General features: G+C 71.1%; 11 protein-coding genes. 6 read left to right on the top strand and 5 right to left on the bottom strand.

Annotation, left to right across the window (positions count from 1 at the left end):
• The first annotated feature begins 23 nt into the window (after positions 1–23).
• The 3 genes from ABZT93_RS09935 to ABZT93_RS09925 all read left to right on the top strand — a co-directional run bounded on the left by ABZT93_RS09935 (position 24) and on the right by ABZT93_RS09925 (position 5,351).
• Positions 24–1,781 carry a glycoside hydrolase family 35 protein gene (locus tag ABZT93_RS09935; protein WP_356101535.1) on the top strand — a complete coding sequence of 586 codons (1,758 nt, stop codon included), beginning with the start codon at positions 24–26 and terminating at the stop codon, positions 1,779–1,781.
• Complete coding sequence (locus ABZT93_RS09930) at positions 1,781–4,165, top strand: beta-galactosidase (protein WP_356101533.1); 2,385 nt, start codon at positions 1,781–1,783, stop codon at positions 4,163–4,165. Before ABZT93_RS09935 ends, ABZT93_RS09930 begins: the two co-directional genes overlap by 1 nt.
• Positions 4,166–4,283: 118 nt before the next feature.
• A complete protein-coding gene (locus ABZT93_RS09925) occupies positions 4,284–5,351 on the top strand; it encodes a LacI family DNA-binding transcriptional regulator (protein WP_356101530.1) in 1,068 nt (355 codons plus the stop codon).
• A gap of 33 nt (positions 5,352–5,384) precedes the next feature.
• Here the strand turns inward: ABZT93_RS09925 and ABZT93_RS09920 are convergent, their stop codons facing one another.
• The 4 genes from ABZT93_RS09920 to ABZT93_RS09905 form a co-directional block, all read right to left on the bottom strand.
• Positions 5,385–6,383: a LacI family DNA-binding transcriptional regulator gene (locus ABZT93_RS09920; RefSeq protein ID WP_356101527.1), complete on the bottom strand. Its 999-nt coding sequence runs from the start codon at positions 6,381–6,383 to the stop codon at positions 5,385–5,387.
• A gap of 6 nt (positions 6,384–6,389) precedes the next feature.
• On the bottom strand, positions 6,390–9,413 hold the full coding sequence (locus ABZT93_RS09915) for an aminotransferase (RefSeq protein WP_356101525.1): 3,024 nt from the start codon (positions 9,411–9,413) through the stop codon (positions 6,390–6,392).
• Between the two features lie 375 nt (positions 9,414–9,788).
• Positions 9,789–10,367 carry a phosphatase PAP2 family protein gene (locus tag ABZT93_RS09910; protein WP_356101522.1) on the bottom strand — a complete coding sequence of 193 codons (579 nt, stop codon included), beginning with the start codon at positions 10,365–10,367 and terminating at the stop codon, positions 9,789–9,791.
• A 56-nt stretch (positions 10,368–10,423) separates the two neighbouring features.
• The gene (locus ABZT93_RS09905) at positions 10,424–11,503 is read right to left on the bottom strand and encodes a YihY/virulence factor BrkB family protein (RefSeq protein WP_356101519.1); all 1,080 of its coding nucleotides are present in this window, start codon (positions 11,501–11,503) and stop codon (positions 10,424–10,426) included.
• Positions 11,504–12,568: 1,065 nt separating this feature from the next.
• Here ABZT93_RS09905 and ABZT93_RS09900 point away from each other — a divergent pair.
• From ABZT93_RS09900 to ABZT93_RS09890, 3 genes are all read left to right on the top strand, one after another.
• Entirely contained in the window at positions 12,569–14,755 is a 2,187-nt protein-coding gene (locus ABZT93_RS09900) for an RICIN domain-containing protein (protein ID WP_356101517.1), read from the top strand.
• A 73-nt stretch (positions 14,756–14,828) separates the two neighbouring features.
• A complete protein-coding gene (locus ABZT93_RS09895) occupies positions 14,829–15,950 on the top strand; it encodes a lectin (RefSeq protein WP_356101515.1) in 1,122 nt (373 codons plus the stop codon).
• Between the two features lie 13 nt (positions 15,951–15,963).
• Positions 15,964–16,722 carry an NPP1 family protein gene (locus ABZT93_RS09890; protein WP_356101513.1) on the top strand — a complete coding sequence of 253 codons (759 nt, stop codon included), beginning with the start codon at positions 15,964–15,966 and terminating at the stop codon, positions 16,720–16,722.
• Positions 16,723–16,894: 172 nt separating this feature from the next.
• Here the strand turns inward: ABZT93_RS09890 and ABZT93_RS09885 are convergent, their stop codons facing one another.
• Positions 16,895–17,974: a LacI family DNA-binding transcriptional regulator gene (locus ABZT93_RS09885; RefSeq protein ID WP_356101511.1), complete on the bottom strand. Its 1,080-nt coding sequence runs from the start codon at positions 17,972–17,974 to the stop codon at positions 16,895–16,897.
• Between the last annotated feature and the right edge of the window lie 205 nt (positions 17,975–18,179).

Below are 18,179 nucleotides of genomic sequence, written 5' to 3'. Positions count from 1 at the left end.
GCTGACTCGAAGGGATGCCCCGCATGCCCGCTCTGACGACGTCCTCCGACGGTTTCCTCCTGTACGGCGAGCCGTTCCGGATCATCTCCGGGGCCATGCACTACTTCCGGATCCATCCCGACCAGTGGAGCGACCGGCTGCGCAAGGCCCGCCTCATGGGCCTCAACACCATCGAGACGTATCTGCCGTGGAACCTCCACGAGCCCGAGCCGGGCAGGCTCGTCCTGGACGGCTTCCTCGATCTGCCCCGCTGGCTGCGCCTCGCCCAGGACGAGGGCCTGCACGTCCTGTTGCGCCCGGGGCCGTTCATCTGCGCCGAGTGGGACGACGGCGGTCTGCCCGCCTGGCTGCTCGCGGACCCCAACATCCGGCTTCGCAGCAGCGACCCGCGGTTCACGGCGGCGTTCGACGGCTACCTCGACCAACTCCTGCCCGTGCTGCGTCCGCTCATGGCCGCTCACGGCGGGCCGGTGATCGCCGTCCAGGTGGAGAACGAGTACGGGGCGTACGGCCACGACACCGCCTATCTCAAGCATGTCCACCAGGCGCTGCGCGACCGGGGTGTCGAGGAGTTGCTGTACACCTGCGATCAGGCCAACGCCGAGCACCTTGCGGCCGGCACCCTCCCGGGCACGCTCGCCACGGTCACCTTCGGCAGCCGGGTCGAGGAGAACCTGGCCGCACTGCGCGCCCACCAGCCCCAAGGCCCGCTGATGTGCTCGGAGTTCTGGGTCGGCTGGTTCGACCACTGGGGCGGCCCGCACCACGTACGGCCCGCCGCCGACGCCGCCGCCGACCTGGACCGGCTGCTGTCGGCCGGCGCCTCGGTCAACATCTACATGTTCCACGGCGGCACCAACTTCGGCTTCACCAACGGCGCCAACCACAAGCACGCCTACGAGCCCACCGTCACGTCCTACGACTACGACGCCCCGCTCACCGAGAGCGGTGACCCCGGCCCCAAGTACCACACGTTCCGCGAGGTGATCGCCCGGCACACGGCCACGCCCGAGGAGCCGGCCCCCTCGCCCGCTCCCAAACTTCCGTTCACCGAAGTCGACCTGGATCACCGGGCGCCGCTGCTGCCGTACGTCCGCGGGCTGTCGTCGACACCCACCGAGACCCCGGTGACGATGAACGCCCTGGGCGTGCACACCGGTTACGTGCTCTACCGCACCACGCTTCCCGGCTCGGGCGACGGTCTGCTGCACTTCCCGGGCGGGGTCGGGGACCGCGCGCAGGTCTTCGTGGACGGCGCCTCGGTCGGCGTACTGGAGCGGGAACGGCACGACGAGACGCTGTCCGTGCGGGTGCCGCACGCCGGTGCCGTCCTCGAAGTCCTCGTGGAGAACATGGGCGGCGTCAACTACGGGCCGCGCATCGGGGCACCCAAGGGACTGCTCGGCCCGGTGTCCTTCCAAGGCACCGAACTGCGCGGCTGGGAGTGCCGGGCCGTGCCCCTGGACGACCTGGCCGCCGTGCCGTTCGGCCCGTCCGGGGCGACCACGGACGCGGTACCCGCCTTCCACCGGGGCACCTTCGACGTCGACAGCCCGGCGGACACCTTCCTGTCCCTGCCCGGCTGGACCAAGGGCCAGGCCTGGGTCAACGGCTTCCATCTCGGCCGTTACTGGAACCGGGGTCCCCAGCACACCCTGTACGTCCCCGCGCCCGTCCTCCGCCCCGGCACCAACGAACTGGTCCTGCTGGAGCTGCACGCCACCACCGGCACGCGCGCCCAGCTCACCGGCACGCCCGACCTCGGACCGGAGATCGACTGATGACGCACCCGCACCACCTGCGTGTCCCCTCCCCCGCCGGGCCCCCGCTGACCGGACACCTGCCCTTCGCGGACGCCCCCGGGGTGCCCGACCCGATCGAGGTGACCAGCCGCTGGCTCACCAGGGGCGGCCGCCCCTGGTTCCCGGTCTCCGGTGAGTTCCACTATTCCCGCTACCCGGCCGGGGAGTGGGAGGAGGAGCTGCTGAAGATGAAGGCGGGCGGAGTCACGGCCGTCGCCAGTTACATCATCTGGATCCACCACGAGGAGATCGAGGGCCGCGTCCGCTTCGACGGCAACCGTGACCTGCGCCGCTTCGCCGAGCTCTGCGCCCGCCACGGCCTGGACTTCATCCCCCGCGTCGGCCCCTGGTCGCACGCCGAGGTCCGCGGCGGCGGACTGCCCGACTGGGTCCTGGCCCGCGACTGCGTGCCCCGCACCGACGACCCGGTCTACCTGGCCGCCGTACGCCCCTGGTTCGCGGCCATCGCCGAGCAGTTGAGCGGCCTCGACCGGGCACACGGCGGCCCGATCGTGGCGATCCAGATCGAGAACGAGCTCTACGACCAGCCCGGCCATCTGCTCACGCTGAAGCGGATGGCCCAGGAAGCCGGCCTCAGCGCGCCGCTGTGGACGTCGACCGCCTGGGGCGGTGTCCGACTCCCGCCGGACGAGCTGCTTCCGCTGTACGGCGGCTACACCGAGGCCTTCTGGACCGAGGCCGACGGCGGCTGGCCCGACACCTGCCGCAAGCACTTCTTCTTCACCCACCAGCGCGACGACGAGGGCATCGGATCCGACCTGCGCCCGGTGCGTGTGCGCGGCAGCCGGCCCGACGCGTTCGCTGACCGATTCCCCTGGGCCACCTGCGAGTTGGGCGGCGGCATGGCGGTGTCGTACCACCGTCGGCCGTACGTCGGTCCCGACGACATCGGCGCCCTCGGCCTCACCAAGATCGGCTGCGGCTCGGTCTGGCAGGGCTACTACATGTTCCACGGCGGCACCAACCCGGCGGGTGAGCTCAGCACCCTCCAGGAGTCGCACGCCACCGGCTATCCGAACGACCTGCCGGTCCTGACGTACGACTTCCAGGCGCCGCTCGGCGAGTACGGTCAGTACCGGCGGACCTATCACGAACTCCGGCTCCAGCACCTGCTGTTGGCGGGCTTCGGGCACCTGATCGCCCCGATGGAGTCCGTGCTGCCCGAGCCTCGGCCGGACGGGCAGCTCGACCGGGACACCCTGCGCTGGGCGGTGCGCGGTGACGGCACCTCGGGCTTCCTGTTCGTCAACAACCACCAGCCGCACGAACCGCTCCCGGAGCACCCTGAGACGTCCTTCACGGTTGAATTCCCTTCCGTTGATGCCGAGTTGACGCTTCCCAGCACTCCCGTCACAGTCCCGAGCGGCGCCTACTTCTGTTGGCCGCTGCGTCTCGACGTGGCCGGTCTGCGGCTGGAGTGGGCCACCGCCCAGCCGGTGTGCACGGTCGACGTCGACGGCCGGACGGTCCTGGTGCTGGCCGCGACGGACGGGGTCGCGCCCGAACTCGCCCTGGACACGGCCACGGTGTCGGCTCTGCACGCGCCCACCGGCGACGTCACCCCGGTCGGCGAACGGCTGCTGGTGACCGGGCTGCGTCCCGGCACCGACGCCCTGGTGGAGGTGGACACGGCCGACGGCGGGCGGGTCGGCCTGCTGGTGCTGGACGCGGCGACGGCCCGTACCGCCTACCGGGGCGAGGCATGGGGTGCCGAGCGGCTGGTGCTGAGCGGGGACGGTGTGGTCTTCGACCGGGGGGAGGTACGGCTGCACGGTTCGGGGACGGCGACGTCGTTCGCCGTGCTGCCCGCGCCCGAGCGGGCACCCGTGGTGGACGGAGTGGCGGCGGAGGCGGTCGCGGACGGGGTGTTCACCCGTTACGCGGTCCCGGCGGCGCCGGTCGTCGGGGTCTCCGCGCCCCAGGTCACCCTCGTGCGGGCCGCCGGAGCCGCCCCCGAGACCGTCACCGGCGTCCTGGGCCGGGCGAGCGTCCCGGCCGACAAGTACTTCGACACCGTGGCCGCCGAGTACCACGTCGAGGTGCCGGACGGGCTACCGCCCGGGACGCTGCTGCGGCTGCGCTGGAGCGGTGACGTGGGGCGGGCGTACGTGGGGGACACGCTGGTCGCCGACCAGTTCTGCGCGGGGCGGGTCTGGGACATCGGCCTGGACCGGCTCCCCGCGGACGCCCTGCGGGCCGAGGGTCTGCGGCTGCGGGTGCTGCCACTGCACGCGCAGGCGCCGGTCCATCTGCCGGAGCAGGCAGGTGGTGAGCGGGAGACGGCCACCGTCACCCACGCCGAGTGGATCAGTCGACACACCTGGTCGGTCCGGACGGGCTGACCTGCCCCGGAGCCCCATGTCACCGCCGGACCCCCGGGACCGGCCCGCCTATGCTGTGCTCCTCGGGCGGGCCGGGACCGTCGTACCACCGCCACCACCACGTCTAGGAACCGCCACCATGACCCCAAGTGCCGCCGAGGGAGCCGTCCCGAAGGGGCGCAGCCGACGCAACTTCGCCGGCTCGCGCCCGGTGATGGACGACGTGGCCCGGCTGGCCGGTGTCTCCAAGCAGACCGTCTCCCGGGTGCTCAACGAGCATCCGTCGGTCCGCCCGGAGACCCGTGAGGCGGTCCTGACGGCCATGCGGACCCTCGGCTACCGGCCCAGCCGCAGCGCCCGGTCGCTGGCCAGTGGGCGGACCCGGATGGTCGGGGTCATCACCTTCGACGCGGCGCGCTACGGGCCGGCCGCGATCCTGACCGCGATCAACACCGCGGCCCAGGAGGCCGGTTACCTGCTGAGCTCCATCTCCCTGGACTCGGCCGAGCACGACACGGTCGTCGAGGCCGTCGACCGGCTCTCCGCAGAGGGCGCGGACGGGGTGATCGCCATCGCCCCGCAGTTGTGGGTGGGCCGCGCCCTGGCGGACACCCGCCTCGACACCCCGCTGGTGGTGCTGGAGAACGGCTTCGACGCGGAGACCGAGAGGGTCACCGGTGACTCGCGGGAGGGCGCACGCAAGGCCACCGAGCATCTGCTGGGGCTCGGCCACCCGACCGTCTGGCACATCGCAGGGCCGAGCGGCTGGACCTCCGCCGACCAGCGTCTGGCGAGCTGGCGCTCCACGCTGGAGGCGGCCGGGGCGCCGGTCCCCGAGCCGCTGGTCGGCGACTGGAGCGCCGACTCCGGCTACCACCTGGGACGCCGACTGGCCCGACGCAGGGAGGTCACCGCGGTGTTCGTGTCCAACGACCAGATGGCCCTCGGCGTCCTGCACGCCTTCCACGAGGCGGGCCGCTCGGTGCCGGGCGAGATCAGCGTGGTGGGCTACGACGACATCCCCGAGGCCGCGCATCTGCTGCCGCCGCTGACCACCGTGCGGACGGACTTCGCGGAGATCGGCACCCGCGCCCTGCGACTCCTGCTGAGCCGCATCGACGACTCGGCGCAGCCCCCGCACCCCGAAACGCTCGTCCCCGTCGACCTCGTGCTCCGCGCGAGCAGCGGGGCGGCGCCCAGGCGGTGAGAGCGGTACCGCCTTGGTCCTGACGCGTCCCGCCTAGGTGGATGCCCGAACGATCATTTCGATGGGCAGGGTGCGGGCGGTACCGGGCGGCGCTTCGCCGGCGAGTGTCTCGCAGAGCAACCGTAGGCATTCCCGGCCCATATGACGGGGTCTCAGGTCGATCGCCGTGATCGGCGGTTCCGCGGTCCGCATGGCCATGCTGTCGACGCAGGACGCCAGCAGCAGGTCCTCGCCCACGACCCGGCCCGCCGACCGGATCTCGGGCAGGACGGCAGCCGCGGCCCCGTCGGCCGCGCACACGATCGCGTCGGTGTCCGGCGCCTCGGCGAGCAACTCCCCCACGACGCCCCGGAGCACGTCTGGCGCCGAGCCGAACGGTGCTTTACGCAGCAGCGGTTGCACGTCGTGCTCGGCGCACCAGCGCGCGTAGCTGCGCTGGAGGGTGAGGGCCCAGTCGGCGGAGGTGTCGGAGGCGATGAAGGCGGGCCGCCGGGCGCCCCTCGCGCGCAGGTGGTCGAGGAGTTCCGTCAGGGCGCTCTCGTGGTCGGACCAGACCACGCCGGCGGGCTCTCTGCCGCCGCCGTAACGCTCGGCGGTGACGACCGGGAGCCCCGCGTCCATCAACTGCTCCACGACCGGGTTGTCCGGCATCGGGTCGCACAGGATCAGCCCGTCGGCCTGCGGGAGGCGGCCTGAGGACACCAGCGTCACGTTCAGCCCGGCGCGCGCGGCCTGCTCGGCGACACCGAACACGAACGACATGTAGTACTCGGCGCTGGTGAGGAACTCCGGGATGTGCAGCGCGATCGTGTCGGTCACCGAGGTGCGCAGGCTGCGGGCGCTGCGGTTGGGCGCGTACGCGAGGCGTCGGGCGGTGTCCAGGACGGCCTGGCGGGTCGCGTCGGACACCCGGCCGTGACCCCGTAGGGCGTCCGACGCGGTGGTCTTGGAGACCCCCGCTTCCCGGGCGACGTCGGCGATGGTGGCGGGCGCGCCCGGCCCGGTCGGGATGCGGGGGCTCCTGGTCGGCACCCTGCCTCACCAACCGTGGGTCAGCACGTCGTCCAGCGCGGCGGTGAACACGTCGGCGCTGCGCCGGGTCAGGCACAGCGGTGGCTTGATCTTCAGTACGCACTGCCGGTCCGAGGTCGGCTGGACGATCACGCCGAGCTCGCGCAACCGGTCGCAGATCGCGGCGGTCTCCTCGGTCGCCGGCTCCAGGGTCTCGCGGTCCCGGACGAACTCGACGCCCAGGTACAGCCCGGAGCCGTGCACCGCGCCGATCAGCGGGTGCCGGGTGGCGAGTTCCTCCAGCCGCCGCTTCAAGTACCCACCCGTTTCCAGGGCGTTGTGCTGGAGCCGTTCGTCCCTCAGCGCGTCCAGCACGGTCAGCCCGACCACGCTGCTGACCGGGCTGCCCCCGGCCGAGGAGAAGAAGTAGCCCTGGGTGCGGTAGGCATCGGCGATCTCCCGCCGCGTGATCACCGCGCCCAGCGGATGACCATTGCCCATCGCCTTGGCGACGGTGACGATGTCCGGTACGACGTCCTGCTGCTCGAACCCCCAGAAGTGGGTGCCGAGTCGGCCGTAGCCGACCTGCACCTCGTCCGCGACGCACAGACCGCCGACGGCTCGGGTGGCGTCGTAGACCTGCCTGAGATAGCCGTCCGGGAGGGGGAGGCCGCCCGCGTTGCCGTAGAACGGCTCGCAGATGAACGCGGCGGGCGGGCGGCCCTGTTCGGCGAGTTCGGTGATCCGGGTGGCGGCCTCAGGACCGTACCGCCGCGCCTCGGCGCCCCTGTGGCGGCCGCGGTAGGAGTTGGGGGCGGCCACGGTGTGGAGCCAACTCGGGCGTGAGGACAGGGCGTTCGGGTTGTCGGCGATCGAGGTGGAGACCGCGTCGCTCGCGTACGTCCATCCGTGGTACGCCTCCTCGACCGCGACCGTGTCCTGCCGTCCGGTCGCCGCCCAGGCCAGGCGCAGGGCGAGATCCACGGCCTCGGAGCCGCTGTTGACGAGGAAGACGGTGTCCAGGCCGGAGGGCAGGAGTGCGGTGATTCGCTCGGAGAGTTCGACCACGGAGCCGTAGTGGAAACGGGAGTTGGTGTTGAGGCGTCGCCACTGCCGGTGTACGGCGTCGGTCAGGGCGGGGTGGCCGTGGCCGAGGATGGTCACGTTGTTGAGCATGTCGAGATAGCCGCGGCCCTGGGTGTCGACGAGGTGGTGGCGCCAGCCGCGTTCGATGCGGGGCGGCTCGTCGTAGTAGTGCTCCTGGACGGTGGCGAAGGCGCGGTCGCGGCGGTCGAGGAGATCCTGGTCGGCGGGCGGCTCCTCCAGGTGCCGCCCGGCGATCAGTGGCGTCGGATCCGGGCTCACCGCCAGCCGCCCGGCTGCCAGGTCCGGGGTGGCGAAACGGGGTGGGCGCCGGTCGGCCAGGGTCGACAGCTGGAGGCCGAGGGTGTACCTGCCGTCCCGCTCGGCGACGGTGCCGAGACGCTGTCCGGCCGCGATCGGGCCGGATGCGACAGGGACGGATGCCGCCGGTTCGGATGCGGCCGGATCAGATGCGGCGGGTTCGGATGCGGCCGGTTCGGCGACGCCGTACAGCCACAGGACCGGTCCCTCGCCGCGCAGGTCGAGGGTGCCGTCGGCGTGGCGGGTGAGGGTGCCCGCCCAGGGCGCGTGCACCTCCAGTGGGTGCGCGAGATGCAGGTCGACTCCAAGGGCGCAGGTCGCGGGGGCGTCCATGGTGTCGATCGTGGTCCGGGTCAGGCGGAACTCGCCGTGCCGGGTACGGACCGCGGACCGGCCGGAGGCCAGGGCTGCTTCCGCGTCCGCCTCCAGCCATCGGCCGGTGTGCAGGTCGTCGCTCTGCGTTGAGAGGTCGAGCGCCGGGATCTCGTGGGGCAGGTCCGGCAGCATGCGGTGGGCGGGCACGACGGCGACCCGCGGCAGGGGTCGGCCGAGCGCCTCCCTCAGCTGGGCAGTCATCACCTCCGCCGGGACGGAGACGGCCGACTCGAACATGGTCCACTCCCGGTCCAGGGCGGCGGACGCGTAGCCGTTGCCCGGGTCCTGGAGGACGTCGTACTGCCCACTGACCACCATGACGGCCGCCCGCAGCACGATGAGCGGCCACAGCACGGCCGACTCCCCGTCGGACAGCGGGCGTACGGCGTCGAAGGCGCGGACCGCGGGCAGGACGGAGGCGGGGCCGGTGCCGTGATGGTGCAGGACCGAGGTGCAGGTGACCGCCAGTTCCGCCACCGTCCAGCCGGTGCCGAGATCCCCGAAGTCGATCACGCCGACGGGCATGCGGCGGCCGTCCTCGCCTGTCTCGCAGACGACGTTGTTGTCGGTGATGTCACCGTGGACGAACTGGACCGGCAGGTCCTTCGCGTGGGGCTCCACCAGTGCGTACGCGGTGCGGGCGGCGCTCAGCACCTGCTCGGCGCGGGTCCGGTCGGGCCACTGCGGGGCGAGGGCCTCGATCACTGCGACGGCGTTGCGCAGGTCCCACGCTCGGAATCGGGCGGGGTCGGGGGCGGTGAAGTCGGCGAGGGACGCGGTGATCTGCCCGGCGATCTCACCGAGGCGGGCGACGACGGCGGGAGCGAGGTAGCGGCTGTCCATGATCGGCTCACCCGGGACGAAGTCCAGCAGCCGACAGGCCAGTTCGGCGCCGCCCACGCGGAAGGCCTGCACCACGTCACCGTCGATGCCGGGGACCGCCCGGGGCAGTCGGAGGCTGGGCAGCGCACGCGTCAGGTGTTCCACCGCGTCACACTGGGCCCTCAACTCGGCTGTCTGCGCGGCGGGGTTGGCGACCTTGAGGACGTACTCCCCCGTCTCGCCACGTACCCGGTAATTGCGGTCCTGCTGGCTCCCCAGCTCCCGCACGCCGCCCCGCACGCCGAACCGGGTGGCCAGCACGGTCGACGCGGTGGCCTCGTCGATCGGCGCGACGGGTCGCACCAACCAGTCCGTGGACGGCAGGCCCATGGGTCGCTCCGCTTCCGCGGCCAGGCGCCGCTCCATTGCCGGAACGTTCCGGCACATCATGCGACGACGGTAGGGCGAACCGGGTTCCCCGGTCAACGCCCCGGTCGCCGTGCAGGCGGTGAGTCAGTGCGGCGACTCGGTGGGGCAAGTCCGTTCAGCGCGTCCGTTCAGTGCGTCCGCGCAATGAGCCTGTGGGTGGTGGGGCAGGACCGGTGACGGGGGCGGGCCGGCCTCACAAGTCACGGATCACCAGGATTACCCCATGGGATACGGGTTACCCGCACGACGGGTCCCTGGGGAGCCGCGGCGGCGGTTCACGGTGGCTTGTCCCGTGTGTGCCCGCGGTGTGGGGCTGCCGGCACACAGCGGCGTCGGCCCGCTCAGCAGGTTCGAGCGGGCCGACGCGCACCCCCTGGGTTGCAGGAGTCCGGACAGTCAGCCCCAGTGGCGCAGGAATCCGGACGGCTGGAGCCGGCTTCGCAGGAACAGAGCCGGAACGCGGCGCGTGAGCCAGGCGCCGGCCAGACCTACAGCGGCACCGGCGGCGACATCGCTGGGATAGTGGGCTCCCGACTGCACCCGTTCGACGGCCACCATGGCGGCCGGCACCGCGCACAGCACACCCGCGGCCGGCCAGGTGGGGGCGACGGCGGCGGTGAAGGCGACCGCGGCCGCTGTGTGTCCGGAGGGGAACGAGGACGAGTCCGGGCGGTCGGCGACCTCGTCGTGCGGGATCCACTCCGCAGGCGGCCTGGGGCGGTCGGCCAGTTGCTTGCCCAGGCCGTTCGACACCAGCTGGGCCACCACCAGAGCCCCCACTCCCGCGGCCGCCGCCCTGCGGCCCCGCCACCCGCCCTTCCACGCCATCACTGCGGCCACACCGCACCAGAGCTTGGTGCTCTCGGCGGACTCCTCCACCACCGACAACACCTTGGCCACACCCGGCGGGATCCGGGAGGCCGCCCGCCGTGTCAGGGCCCCGTCGACCTCGTGCAAATCCGTCAGCAACCTCATGACCTGCGCATGTCCCAAGCTCCCCGAGATAAGCAGCCCGAATCCGGATCAGTCCGTCACTCGTTGCGCGCCGGTCCTGAGTCCTCGAGCCGACGGATGTCCTGCTCGTCCCACTTCCTGGTGTCGCGCGGTTCCGTGTAGGGCTCCTTGTCGGGCGGCAGGCCTCCGGCGATCGCCCGCTGACGTACGGTCTCCGCGTCGAACTCCAGGCCCAGCAGGATCGCCAGGTTGCTGATCCACAGCCAGATCAGGAAGACGATGACGCCGGCCATCGTGCCGTAGGTCTTGTTGTACGACGCGAAGTTGGCGACGTAGAACGCGAATCCGGCGGACGCGATCAGCCAGACGACAAGGGCGAGGAAACTGCCGGGCGTGATCCACCTGAACCCCTTCACCCGGGCGTTCGGGGCGGCCCAGTACAGGAGTGCGATCATGATCGTGACCAGGACCACCAGGACGGGCCACTTGGCGATCGACCACACCGTCAGGGCGGTGTCGCCGACCCCGAGCGCCGTACCCGCCTTGCGGGCGAGGGTACCGGTGAACACGACGATCAGGGCGCTGACGACGGCGAGCACCATCAGGACGACCGTCAGGCCGACCCGCACCGGGAGGATCTTCCAGATCGGGCGGCCCTCCGGCATGTCGTAGACCCGGTTGGCCGAGCGCATGAACGCGGCCACGTACCCGGACGCCGACCACACCGCCAGGACGATGCCCACGATCGCCATGACCGACCCGACGCCGGCGTTGTTCTGCAACTGCTCGACGGCTCCGGTGATGATGTTCCGGGCCGAGCCCGGAGTGAACTGCTTGAGATTCTTCAGCACCGTGTCCGTGGCTGACTTACCGGTCAGGCCGAGCATCGACACCAGGACCAGCAGGGCCGGGAAGAGCGACAACAGGCCGTAGTACGTCAGCGCCGCGGCGCGGTCGGTCAGTTCGTCGTCCTTGAACTCCCGCAGGCTGCCCCGAAGCACCGCTCCCCATGCCGTCTTCGGCAGTTGAGACGGCGTGTCCGGCGCGCGCTCCTCCACGGCGGGCCCGGGGCCCACCTCCTCAGACGGCGGGACCTCGCGCTCAGGCGCCTCGTCGCCGCCGTGATGTTCTTTTCGTCCATGAATATGCAGCTTCATACCCGGCGGGTACCCCCGGACACCCACCCAATCAGGGAGCGGGGAGAGAGTCGTGCGAGCACCCTCGATGGTTTCGTCGGAGCCGCCGATGATGCTGTCCCGGTCGGCGGCCGGATGGGCGGCGTCCTGGCGACACAGATCCGGCGGAAGGCGCCTCAGGGGCTCCCCGCGAGGGCGTCGGCGAGCCCGACGGGCCGATGTCCAGCCCCCCGGCGCCGAGGCGCGGCACCGCGGATCGCGAACCGCCACGCGGCAGGGTCACGCCACATCGAGGCGTCGCGCGAACCGTTCCGGCAGGACGGCACCCGGGGCGGGACGCGCACCCAGCGCGAGACATGGCGGCACGCTCGGGGCGGGACGCGACGGCACGTCCACCGCGGGACGCGACGCCACGCCCAGCACGGGACCCGACGGCACGTCCACCGCGCGAGACATGGCGGCACGCTCGACGCAGCAGAGTCACGCCGCATCCAGGTGCCGCGCAGACCGTTCGACAGGGCCGCACCCGGTACCAGACGGGGCGGCACGCCCAGCGCCGGACGGAGCGGCATGCCCAGTGCGGGACGGGGCGGCACGCCCAGCGCCGGACGGAGCGGCATGCCCAGTGCGGGACGGGGCGGCACGCCCAGCGCCGGACGGGGCGGCACGCCCAGTGCCGGACGGAGCGGCACGCCCAGTGCCGGACGGAGCGGCAGGCTCAGTACTGGACCGGGCCGTGCCGCGGACCAGCCGTAGATGTCGGCCCCTGGCGTGCCGGGGCGCCGACGACCTGGCCGACAGCCGGTCCTCGATGCGGTCCATGGCGTACAGCAGCGCCCCCAAGGCGGGCAGCAGAGACACGGCGACGGCGATCACAGCACAGGTTCCCTCCCGGCGGACAACAGCCGACCGGGTTCCCCGCAGTGGCCGCCCAAGCCTCCCGAACCGAGAACCGCCCGCCCTCTCGCCCCAACCGCCTTCCCTCAAACCTTACTTCATCTCTTGACGCAAGTGGTCCATACCTTTAGGTTCACGGGTCAGCCAGACACCTCGCGACACCCTCACCCCCCACGAAGGGCTCTGCGCATGCACACCCTCGCGCGCCTCCGCAGATCCGGCACCGCCGCGCTGGTCACAGTGGCCGCCGCGTCTGTCCTGACCTCGCTCCCCACAACCGCCGCAGCCGCCACCGCGCTTCCCACCGGCTTTTCTACTGTCATGAACACGGCAAGCGGACGGTGTCTGGACGCCAGGTCGGCCGGCACCGCCAACGGCACCGTCGTCCAGCAGTACGCGTGCAACACCACCACGGCCCAGCAGTGGAGCTTCACCGCCACCAGCGACGGTTACGTCCGCATCGACAACCGCAACAACACCGCCCAGGTCGTGGACGTGGCCGACGTCTCCACCGCCGACAATGCGCCCGTCCACCTGTGGACCTACGGCGGCGGCGCCAACCAGCAGTGGCTGCCGGTCCACGAGGGCGGCGGCGCCTACCACTTCGTCAACCGCAACAGCGGCAAGTGCCTGGACGACCCGGGCGCCTCGACCGCCGACAGCGTGCAGTTCGTGCAGTACACGTGCAACGGCAGCGCGGCCCAGCGCTTCCAGGTGGTCCCGGTGACCCAGTCCGCCACCAACCCCGACCTCGGCCCCAACGTGGTCGTCTTCGACCCATCGATGTCGTCCTCGACGATCCAGTCGCGACTGAACTCGATCTTCCAGCAGCAGGAGACCAACCAGTTCGGCACCCAGCGCTACGCCGTCCTGTTCAAGCCCGGCTCCTACACTGCGGACGCCAACGTCGGCTTCTACACCCAGGTCGCGGGGCTGGGTCTGACCCCGGACGCGGTCACGATCAACGGGGCGGTGCACGCCGAGGCCGACTGGTTCCAGGGCAACGCGACCCAGAACTTCTGGCGCGGCGCCGAGAACCTGTCCGTCAACCCCGTGAACGGCAACGACCGTTGGGCGGTGTCGCAGGCGGCGGCGTACCGGCGGATGCATCTGCGCGGCAACCTCGCCCTGGACGACAACGGCTGGTCCAGCGGCGGTCTGCTCGCCGACACGAAGATCGACGGACAGGTCAACTCCGGCAGCCAGCAGCAGTGGTTGACCCGCAACTCCCAGCTCGGCAGCTGGACCGGCGCCAACTGGAACATGGTCTTCGTCGGCAGCCAGGGCGTCCCCGGCACCACCTTCCCCAACCCGCCCCACACCACCGTCGCGCAGTCCCCGGTGAGCCGGGAGAAGCCCTTCCTGTACGTCGACGCCGACGGCGCCTACAAGGTGTTCGTGCCGTCGGTGCGGTCCAACTCGACGGGCACCAGCTGGGCGAACGGCACCCCGATCGGCAGCTCGCTCTCCCTGGACACCTTCTACGTCGTCAAGCCGGGCGCGAGTGCCGCGGACATCAACGCTGCCCTGGCGGCTGGCAAGAACCTCCTGGTCACCCCGGGCGTGTACCACCTCAACCAGACGCTTCAGGTGAACCGCCCCGGCACCGTTGTCCTCGGCCTGGGTCTCGCCACCTTCGTGCCGGACAACGGCGTCACCGCGATGAAGGTGGCCGACGTCGACGGCGTGAAGGTCGCGGGCGTCCTCTTCGACGCGGGCACCACCAACTCGCCGACCCTGATGGAGGTCGGGCCGACCGGATCCTCCGCCTCCCACGCCGCGAACCCGACCTCCCTGCACGACGTGTACTTCCGCGTCGGCGGCGCGGGCGTCGGCAAGGCGACCACCAGCCTCGTCATCAACAGCGACAACGTCATCGGCGACCACATGTGGATCTGGCGCGCCGACCACGGCAGCGGCGTCGGCTGGACCACCAACACCGCGGACACGGGCCTGATCGTCAACGGCGACAACGTGACGGCGTACGGCCTGTTCGTCGAGCACTACCAGAAGTACCAGACCGTCTGGAACGGCAACGGCGGCCGCACGTACTTCTACCAGAACGAGATGCCCTACGATCCGCCCAACCAGGCGGCCTGGACGAACGGTTCGACGCAGGGGTACGCCGCCTACAAGGTCGCCGACTCCGTCACCAGCCACCAGGCCTTCGGCCTCGGCAGCTACTGCTACTTCAACGTGAACCCGGGCGTGGCCGCGGAACGGGCCATCGAGGCACCGAACACCTCCGGGGTGCGCTTCCAGAGCATGGTGACCGTCTCCCTCGGCGGCACCGGCACCATCCGGCATGTCGTCAATGGCACCGGCGGCCCGTCCAACTCCTCCACCAACGTGGCGAACCTGACCAGCTACCCGTAGAGCTCCGCCTTCCGGCCGCCCCTCCTCGCCGGGGGGCGGCCTCCCCCACCCCCCTCAAGGAGCGCACTCACCCATGTCCCTTTCCCTTTCCCTGCGCAGAGGCCGCCTCGCGGTCTTCGCCGTCCTCGCCGCCGTACTCACCGCGCTGCTCACGGTCACACCCGCGCACGCCGCCTCCGGCACGATCACCGGCCTCGCCGGAAAGTGCGTCGACGTGGCGGGCGCGTCCACCGCCAACGGCACGGCCGTCCAGCTCTACGACTGCAACGGCACCGGCGCCCAGATCTGGTCGAACTCCGGTGACGGGACCCTCCGGGCGCTCGGCAAGTGTCTGGACGTCGCCGACCGCAGCACCGCCGACGGGGCGGCCGTACAACTGTGGGACTGCTCGGGCGGCGCCAACCAGCAGTGGGTGGTCTCCGCCGCGCGCGACATCGTCAACCCGGCCGCGAACAAGTGCCTGGACGTCCGGGACAACAACAGCGCCAACGGCACCCGGCTCCAGATCTGGACCTGTGCGGGTACGGCCAACCAGAAGTGGAACGCGCCCGCAAGCGGTGGCGGCGGCACACCGTCCGGATTCGTCGTCACCGAGGCGCAGTTCAACCAGATGTTCCCGAGCCGGAACTCCTTCTACACCTACAGCGGCCTGGTCGCGGCGCTGAGCGCGTACCCCGGCTTCACCACCACCGGCAGCGACACGGTGAGGAAGCAGGAGGCGGCGGCGTTCCTCGCCAACGTGAACCACGAGACGGGCGGGTTGGTGTACATCGTCGAGCAGAACACCGCCAACTACCCGACCTACTGCGACTGGAACCAGCCGTACGGTTGCCCGGCCGGTCAGGCGGCCTACTACGGTCGCGGCCCGATCCAGCTGTCCTGGAACTTCAACTACAAGGCCGCGGGCGACGCGTTGGGGATCGACCTGCTCAACAACCCCTGGCTGGTGCAGAACGACTCCGCGGTGGCCTGGAAGACCGGCCTCTGGTACTGGAACACCCAGTCCGGCCCCGGCACCATGACCCCGCACAACGCCATGGTCAACCAGGCCGGCTTCGGCCAGACGATCCGCTCCATCAACGGCTCCCTGGAGTGCGACGGCCGCAACCCGGCCCAGGTGCAGAGCCGCGTCGACGCCTACAACCGCTTCACGTCGATCCTCGGGGTCTCCCCCGGCGGCAACCTCTACTGCTGAACAGGGGCACGACATGCGCAAGTTGAGATCCCTGACCACGGCTCTGGGCGCCGCCCTGGCGCTCGTCGTGGCGATTCCCGCGACCGCCCACGCGAACGTCCTGACCTTGCTCCCGCAGAACGCCGACGGCCTGGAGCAGACCTTCTCCCCCGCCTACGACTACGACCGCGACGGCTGTTACGCCACCGCCGCGATCGGCGCCGACGGCACGATCAACCCCGGGCTGAAACTCGGCGGCGACGTCAACGGCAAGTGCCACGACTACGCCCAACTCGCCAACTCCAACACCTACTCGCGGGCGAAGTGCGACAACGGCTGGTGTGCCGTGATGTACGCCAGCTACTTCGAGAAGGACCAGGCGACACTCGGTCCGGCGGCCATCGGACACACCCACGACTGGGAGCACGTCGTGGTGTGGGTCTACGGCGACCAGGTCCAGTACGTGTCGGTGTCCCAGCACTCCGGCTACCAGGTGGCCGCCCGTTCGGCGGTGCGTTTCGACGGCACCCACCCGAAGATCGTCTACCACAAGGACGGTGTCTCCACGCACTGCTTCCGGTTCGCGAGCGGCAACGACGAGCCTCCTGAGAACGCCACGGGCGGCTGGTTCTTCCCGCGCCTCGTCGGCTGGAACGGCTACCCCGCCGGCTACCGCGACAAGCTCATCGCAGCGGACTTCGGCTCGGCCACCCTCAAGATCGACGACGGCGACTTCCCGTACGCCCTAGCCCACTCCAAGCCGTCCAGCATCCCCTTCGACCCCTACGCCTGAGCCGGACGAGGCTCGGCCCTAGGTGGATGGTTGCGCAAACATATTTGATTGTGGGGAATCTACTGGTGCCTCCGAGGCAGTGCTGGGAAACAGCCGGGAAGGGCTGCCTCAGGCTCCCTGGCGGTGATGAGGGCATCAAGATCCCAGGCAGGGACGCCGCCCGGTCGGGGCCCTACGGCCTCGTCCGGGGCCGCTTCGTCGGGGGCGCGGTGCTCGCTCGTACGACGAGTCGGGGCTCGACGGAGTCGACCAGTCCCGCGATCGACTCGCCACCCTCGATCTGCCGCAGCAGTAGGGCGACGCAGGCGCGGCCCATTTCCTCGAAGTCCTGGTGGACGGTGGTGAGCGGTGGCTCGAGGTAGCGGGCCTCGGCGATGTCGTCGAAGCCGACCACGCTCACATCGTCCGGAACCGAGCGGCCGGCTTCGGTCAGCGCCCGGATCAGGCCGATCGCCATGTGGTCGTTGCCCGCGAAGACCGCGGTGATGTCGTCGCGGACGGCGAGTTCACGGCCGATGGCGTAGCCGGACTCAGCGCTCCAGTCGCCGTAGCTGACGGGCGGTACGGGGGCTCCGGCCTCCTTCAGTGCCTTGTGCCAGGCCGTGACCCGGTGGCGGGCCGAGTAGGAGTCCTGCGGGCCCGCGAGGTGCCAGACCGTGGCGTGCCCCAGGGAGAGCAGGTGCTCGGTGGCGGCGCGGGCGCCCAGGAGCTGGTTGTTGTCGACGGCGGGGAAGCGCTGGCCGGGGTTCCCGTCGGCCATGACGATCGGCACTCCGGGAGGCAGCTGCAGCTCGGGGCGGTCCAGGATCTGGGCCTCGATCAGCACGATGCCGTCGACGGCCTGACTGGTGAGCTGGGTGAACGCCTGTCGTACGGCTCCTTCGGTGGCGGTCTGTACCACGGCGACGTTGACCGAGTACCCGGCGTCCTGGGCCACCGCCGCGATGGACTGCAGCGTCCGGGCGTTGCCGTGGGCGCTCAGGTCGAAGCTGATGACGCCGAGCATCCGGAACTGGCCGGTCGCCAGCGCACGGGCAGCGGTGTTGGTCCGGTACCCCAGCATCCGCATGGCGGCCAGGACGCGCTGCCGGGTCTCCTCGTCGACATTGGACTTGTTGTTGGCGACCCGGGAGACGGTCTGGCTGGAGACACCGGCCAGCGCGGCGACGTCCGCCTGCGAGGGCGGCCGGGTGCGCGCGGGAGGGACGCCCTCTGCTGCGACTCCGGCCGAGGTGCTCCCTGCCCTGCCCATACCTTGATCTCCTCGCCCGTCCAGGCTGCTCACTCTCACTGCGGATGTTGACGCAAACACCGGTGGGAGTCAATTCAGGCGCGGTCGCGGCACCCCGGAGGCCCTCAGACCGGGAGGTCAGGGCTTCGAAGTGCCCGGAATGCACCGTATCCGAACCTTCGACCGCACCGGACACCCGTCGGATTCCGTTTGGTAACACCCTCTT

The sequence above is a fragment of the Streptomyces sp. NPDC005303 genome (assembly GCF_040607335.1).
GTDB lineage: Bacteria > Actinomycetota > Actinomycetes > Streptomycetales > Streptomycetaceae > Streptomyces.
Note: the sequence above shows the minus strand (reverse complement) of the source record. Positions and strands in the feature narration are given on the sequence as shown.

Coding starts and splice junctions, on each gene's coding strand:
- ABZT93_RS09885 (WP_356101511.1), bottom strand. CDS start 17,974: ATGGGCAGGGCAGGGAGCACCTCGGCCGGAGTCGCAGCAGAGGGCGTC.
- ABZT93_RS09905 (WP_356101519.1), bottom strand. CDS start 11,503: ATGAAGCTGCATATTCATGGACGAAAAGAACATCACGGCGGCGACGAG.
- ABZT93_RS09895 (WP_356101515.1), top strand. CDS start 14,829: ATGTCCCTTTCCCTTTCCCTGCGCAGAGGCCGCCTCGCGGTCTTCGCC.
- ABZT93_RS09915 (WP_356101525.1), bottom strand. CDS start 9,413: ATGATGTGCCGGAACGTTCCGGCAATGGAGCGGCGCCTGGCCGCGGAA.
- ABZT93_RS09900 (WP_356101517.1), top strand. CDS start 12,569: ATGCACACCCTCGCGCGCCTCCGCAGATCCGGCACCGCCGCGCTGGTC.
- ABZT93_RS09910 (WP_356101522.1), bottom strand. CDS start 10,367: ATGAGGTTGCTGACGGATTTGCACGAGGTCGACGGGGCCCTGACACGG.
- ABZT93_RS09935 (WP_356101535.1), top strand. CDS start 24: ATGCCCGCTCTGACGACGTCCTCCGACGGTTTCCTCCTGTACGGCGAG.
- ABZT93_RS09930 (WP_356101533.1), top strand. CDS start 1,781: ATGACGCACCCGCACCACCTGCGTGTCCCCTCCCCCGCCGGGCCCCCG.
- ABZT93_RS09890 (WP_356101513.1), top strand. CDS start 15,964: ATGCGCAAGTTGAGATCCCTGACCACGGCTCTGGGCGCCGCCCTGGCG.
- ABZT93_RS09925 (WP_356101530.1), top strand. CDS start 4,284: ATGACCCCAAGTGCCGCCGAGGGAGCCGTCCCGAAGGGGCGCAGCCGA.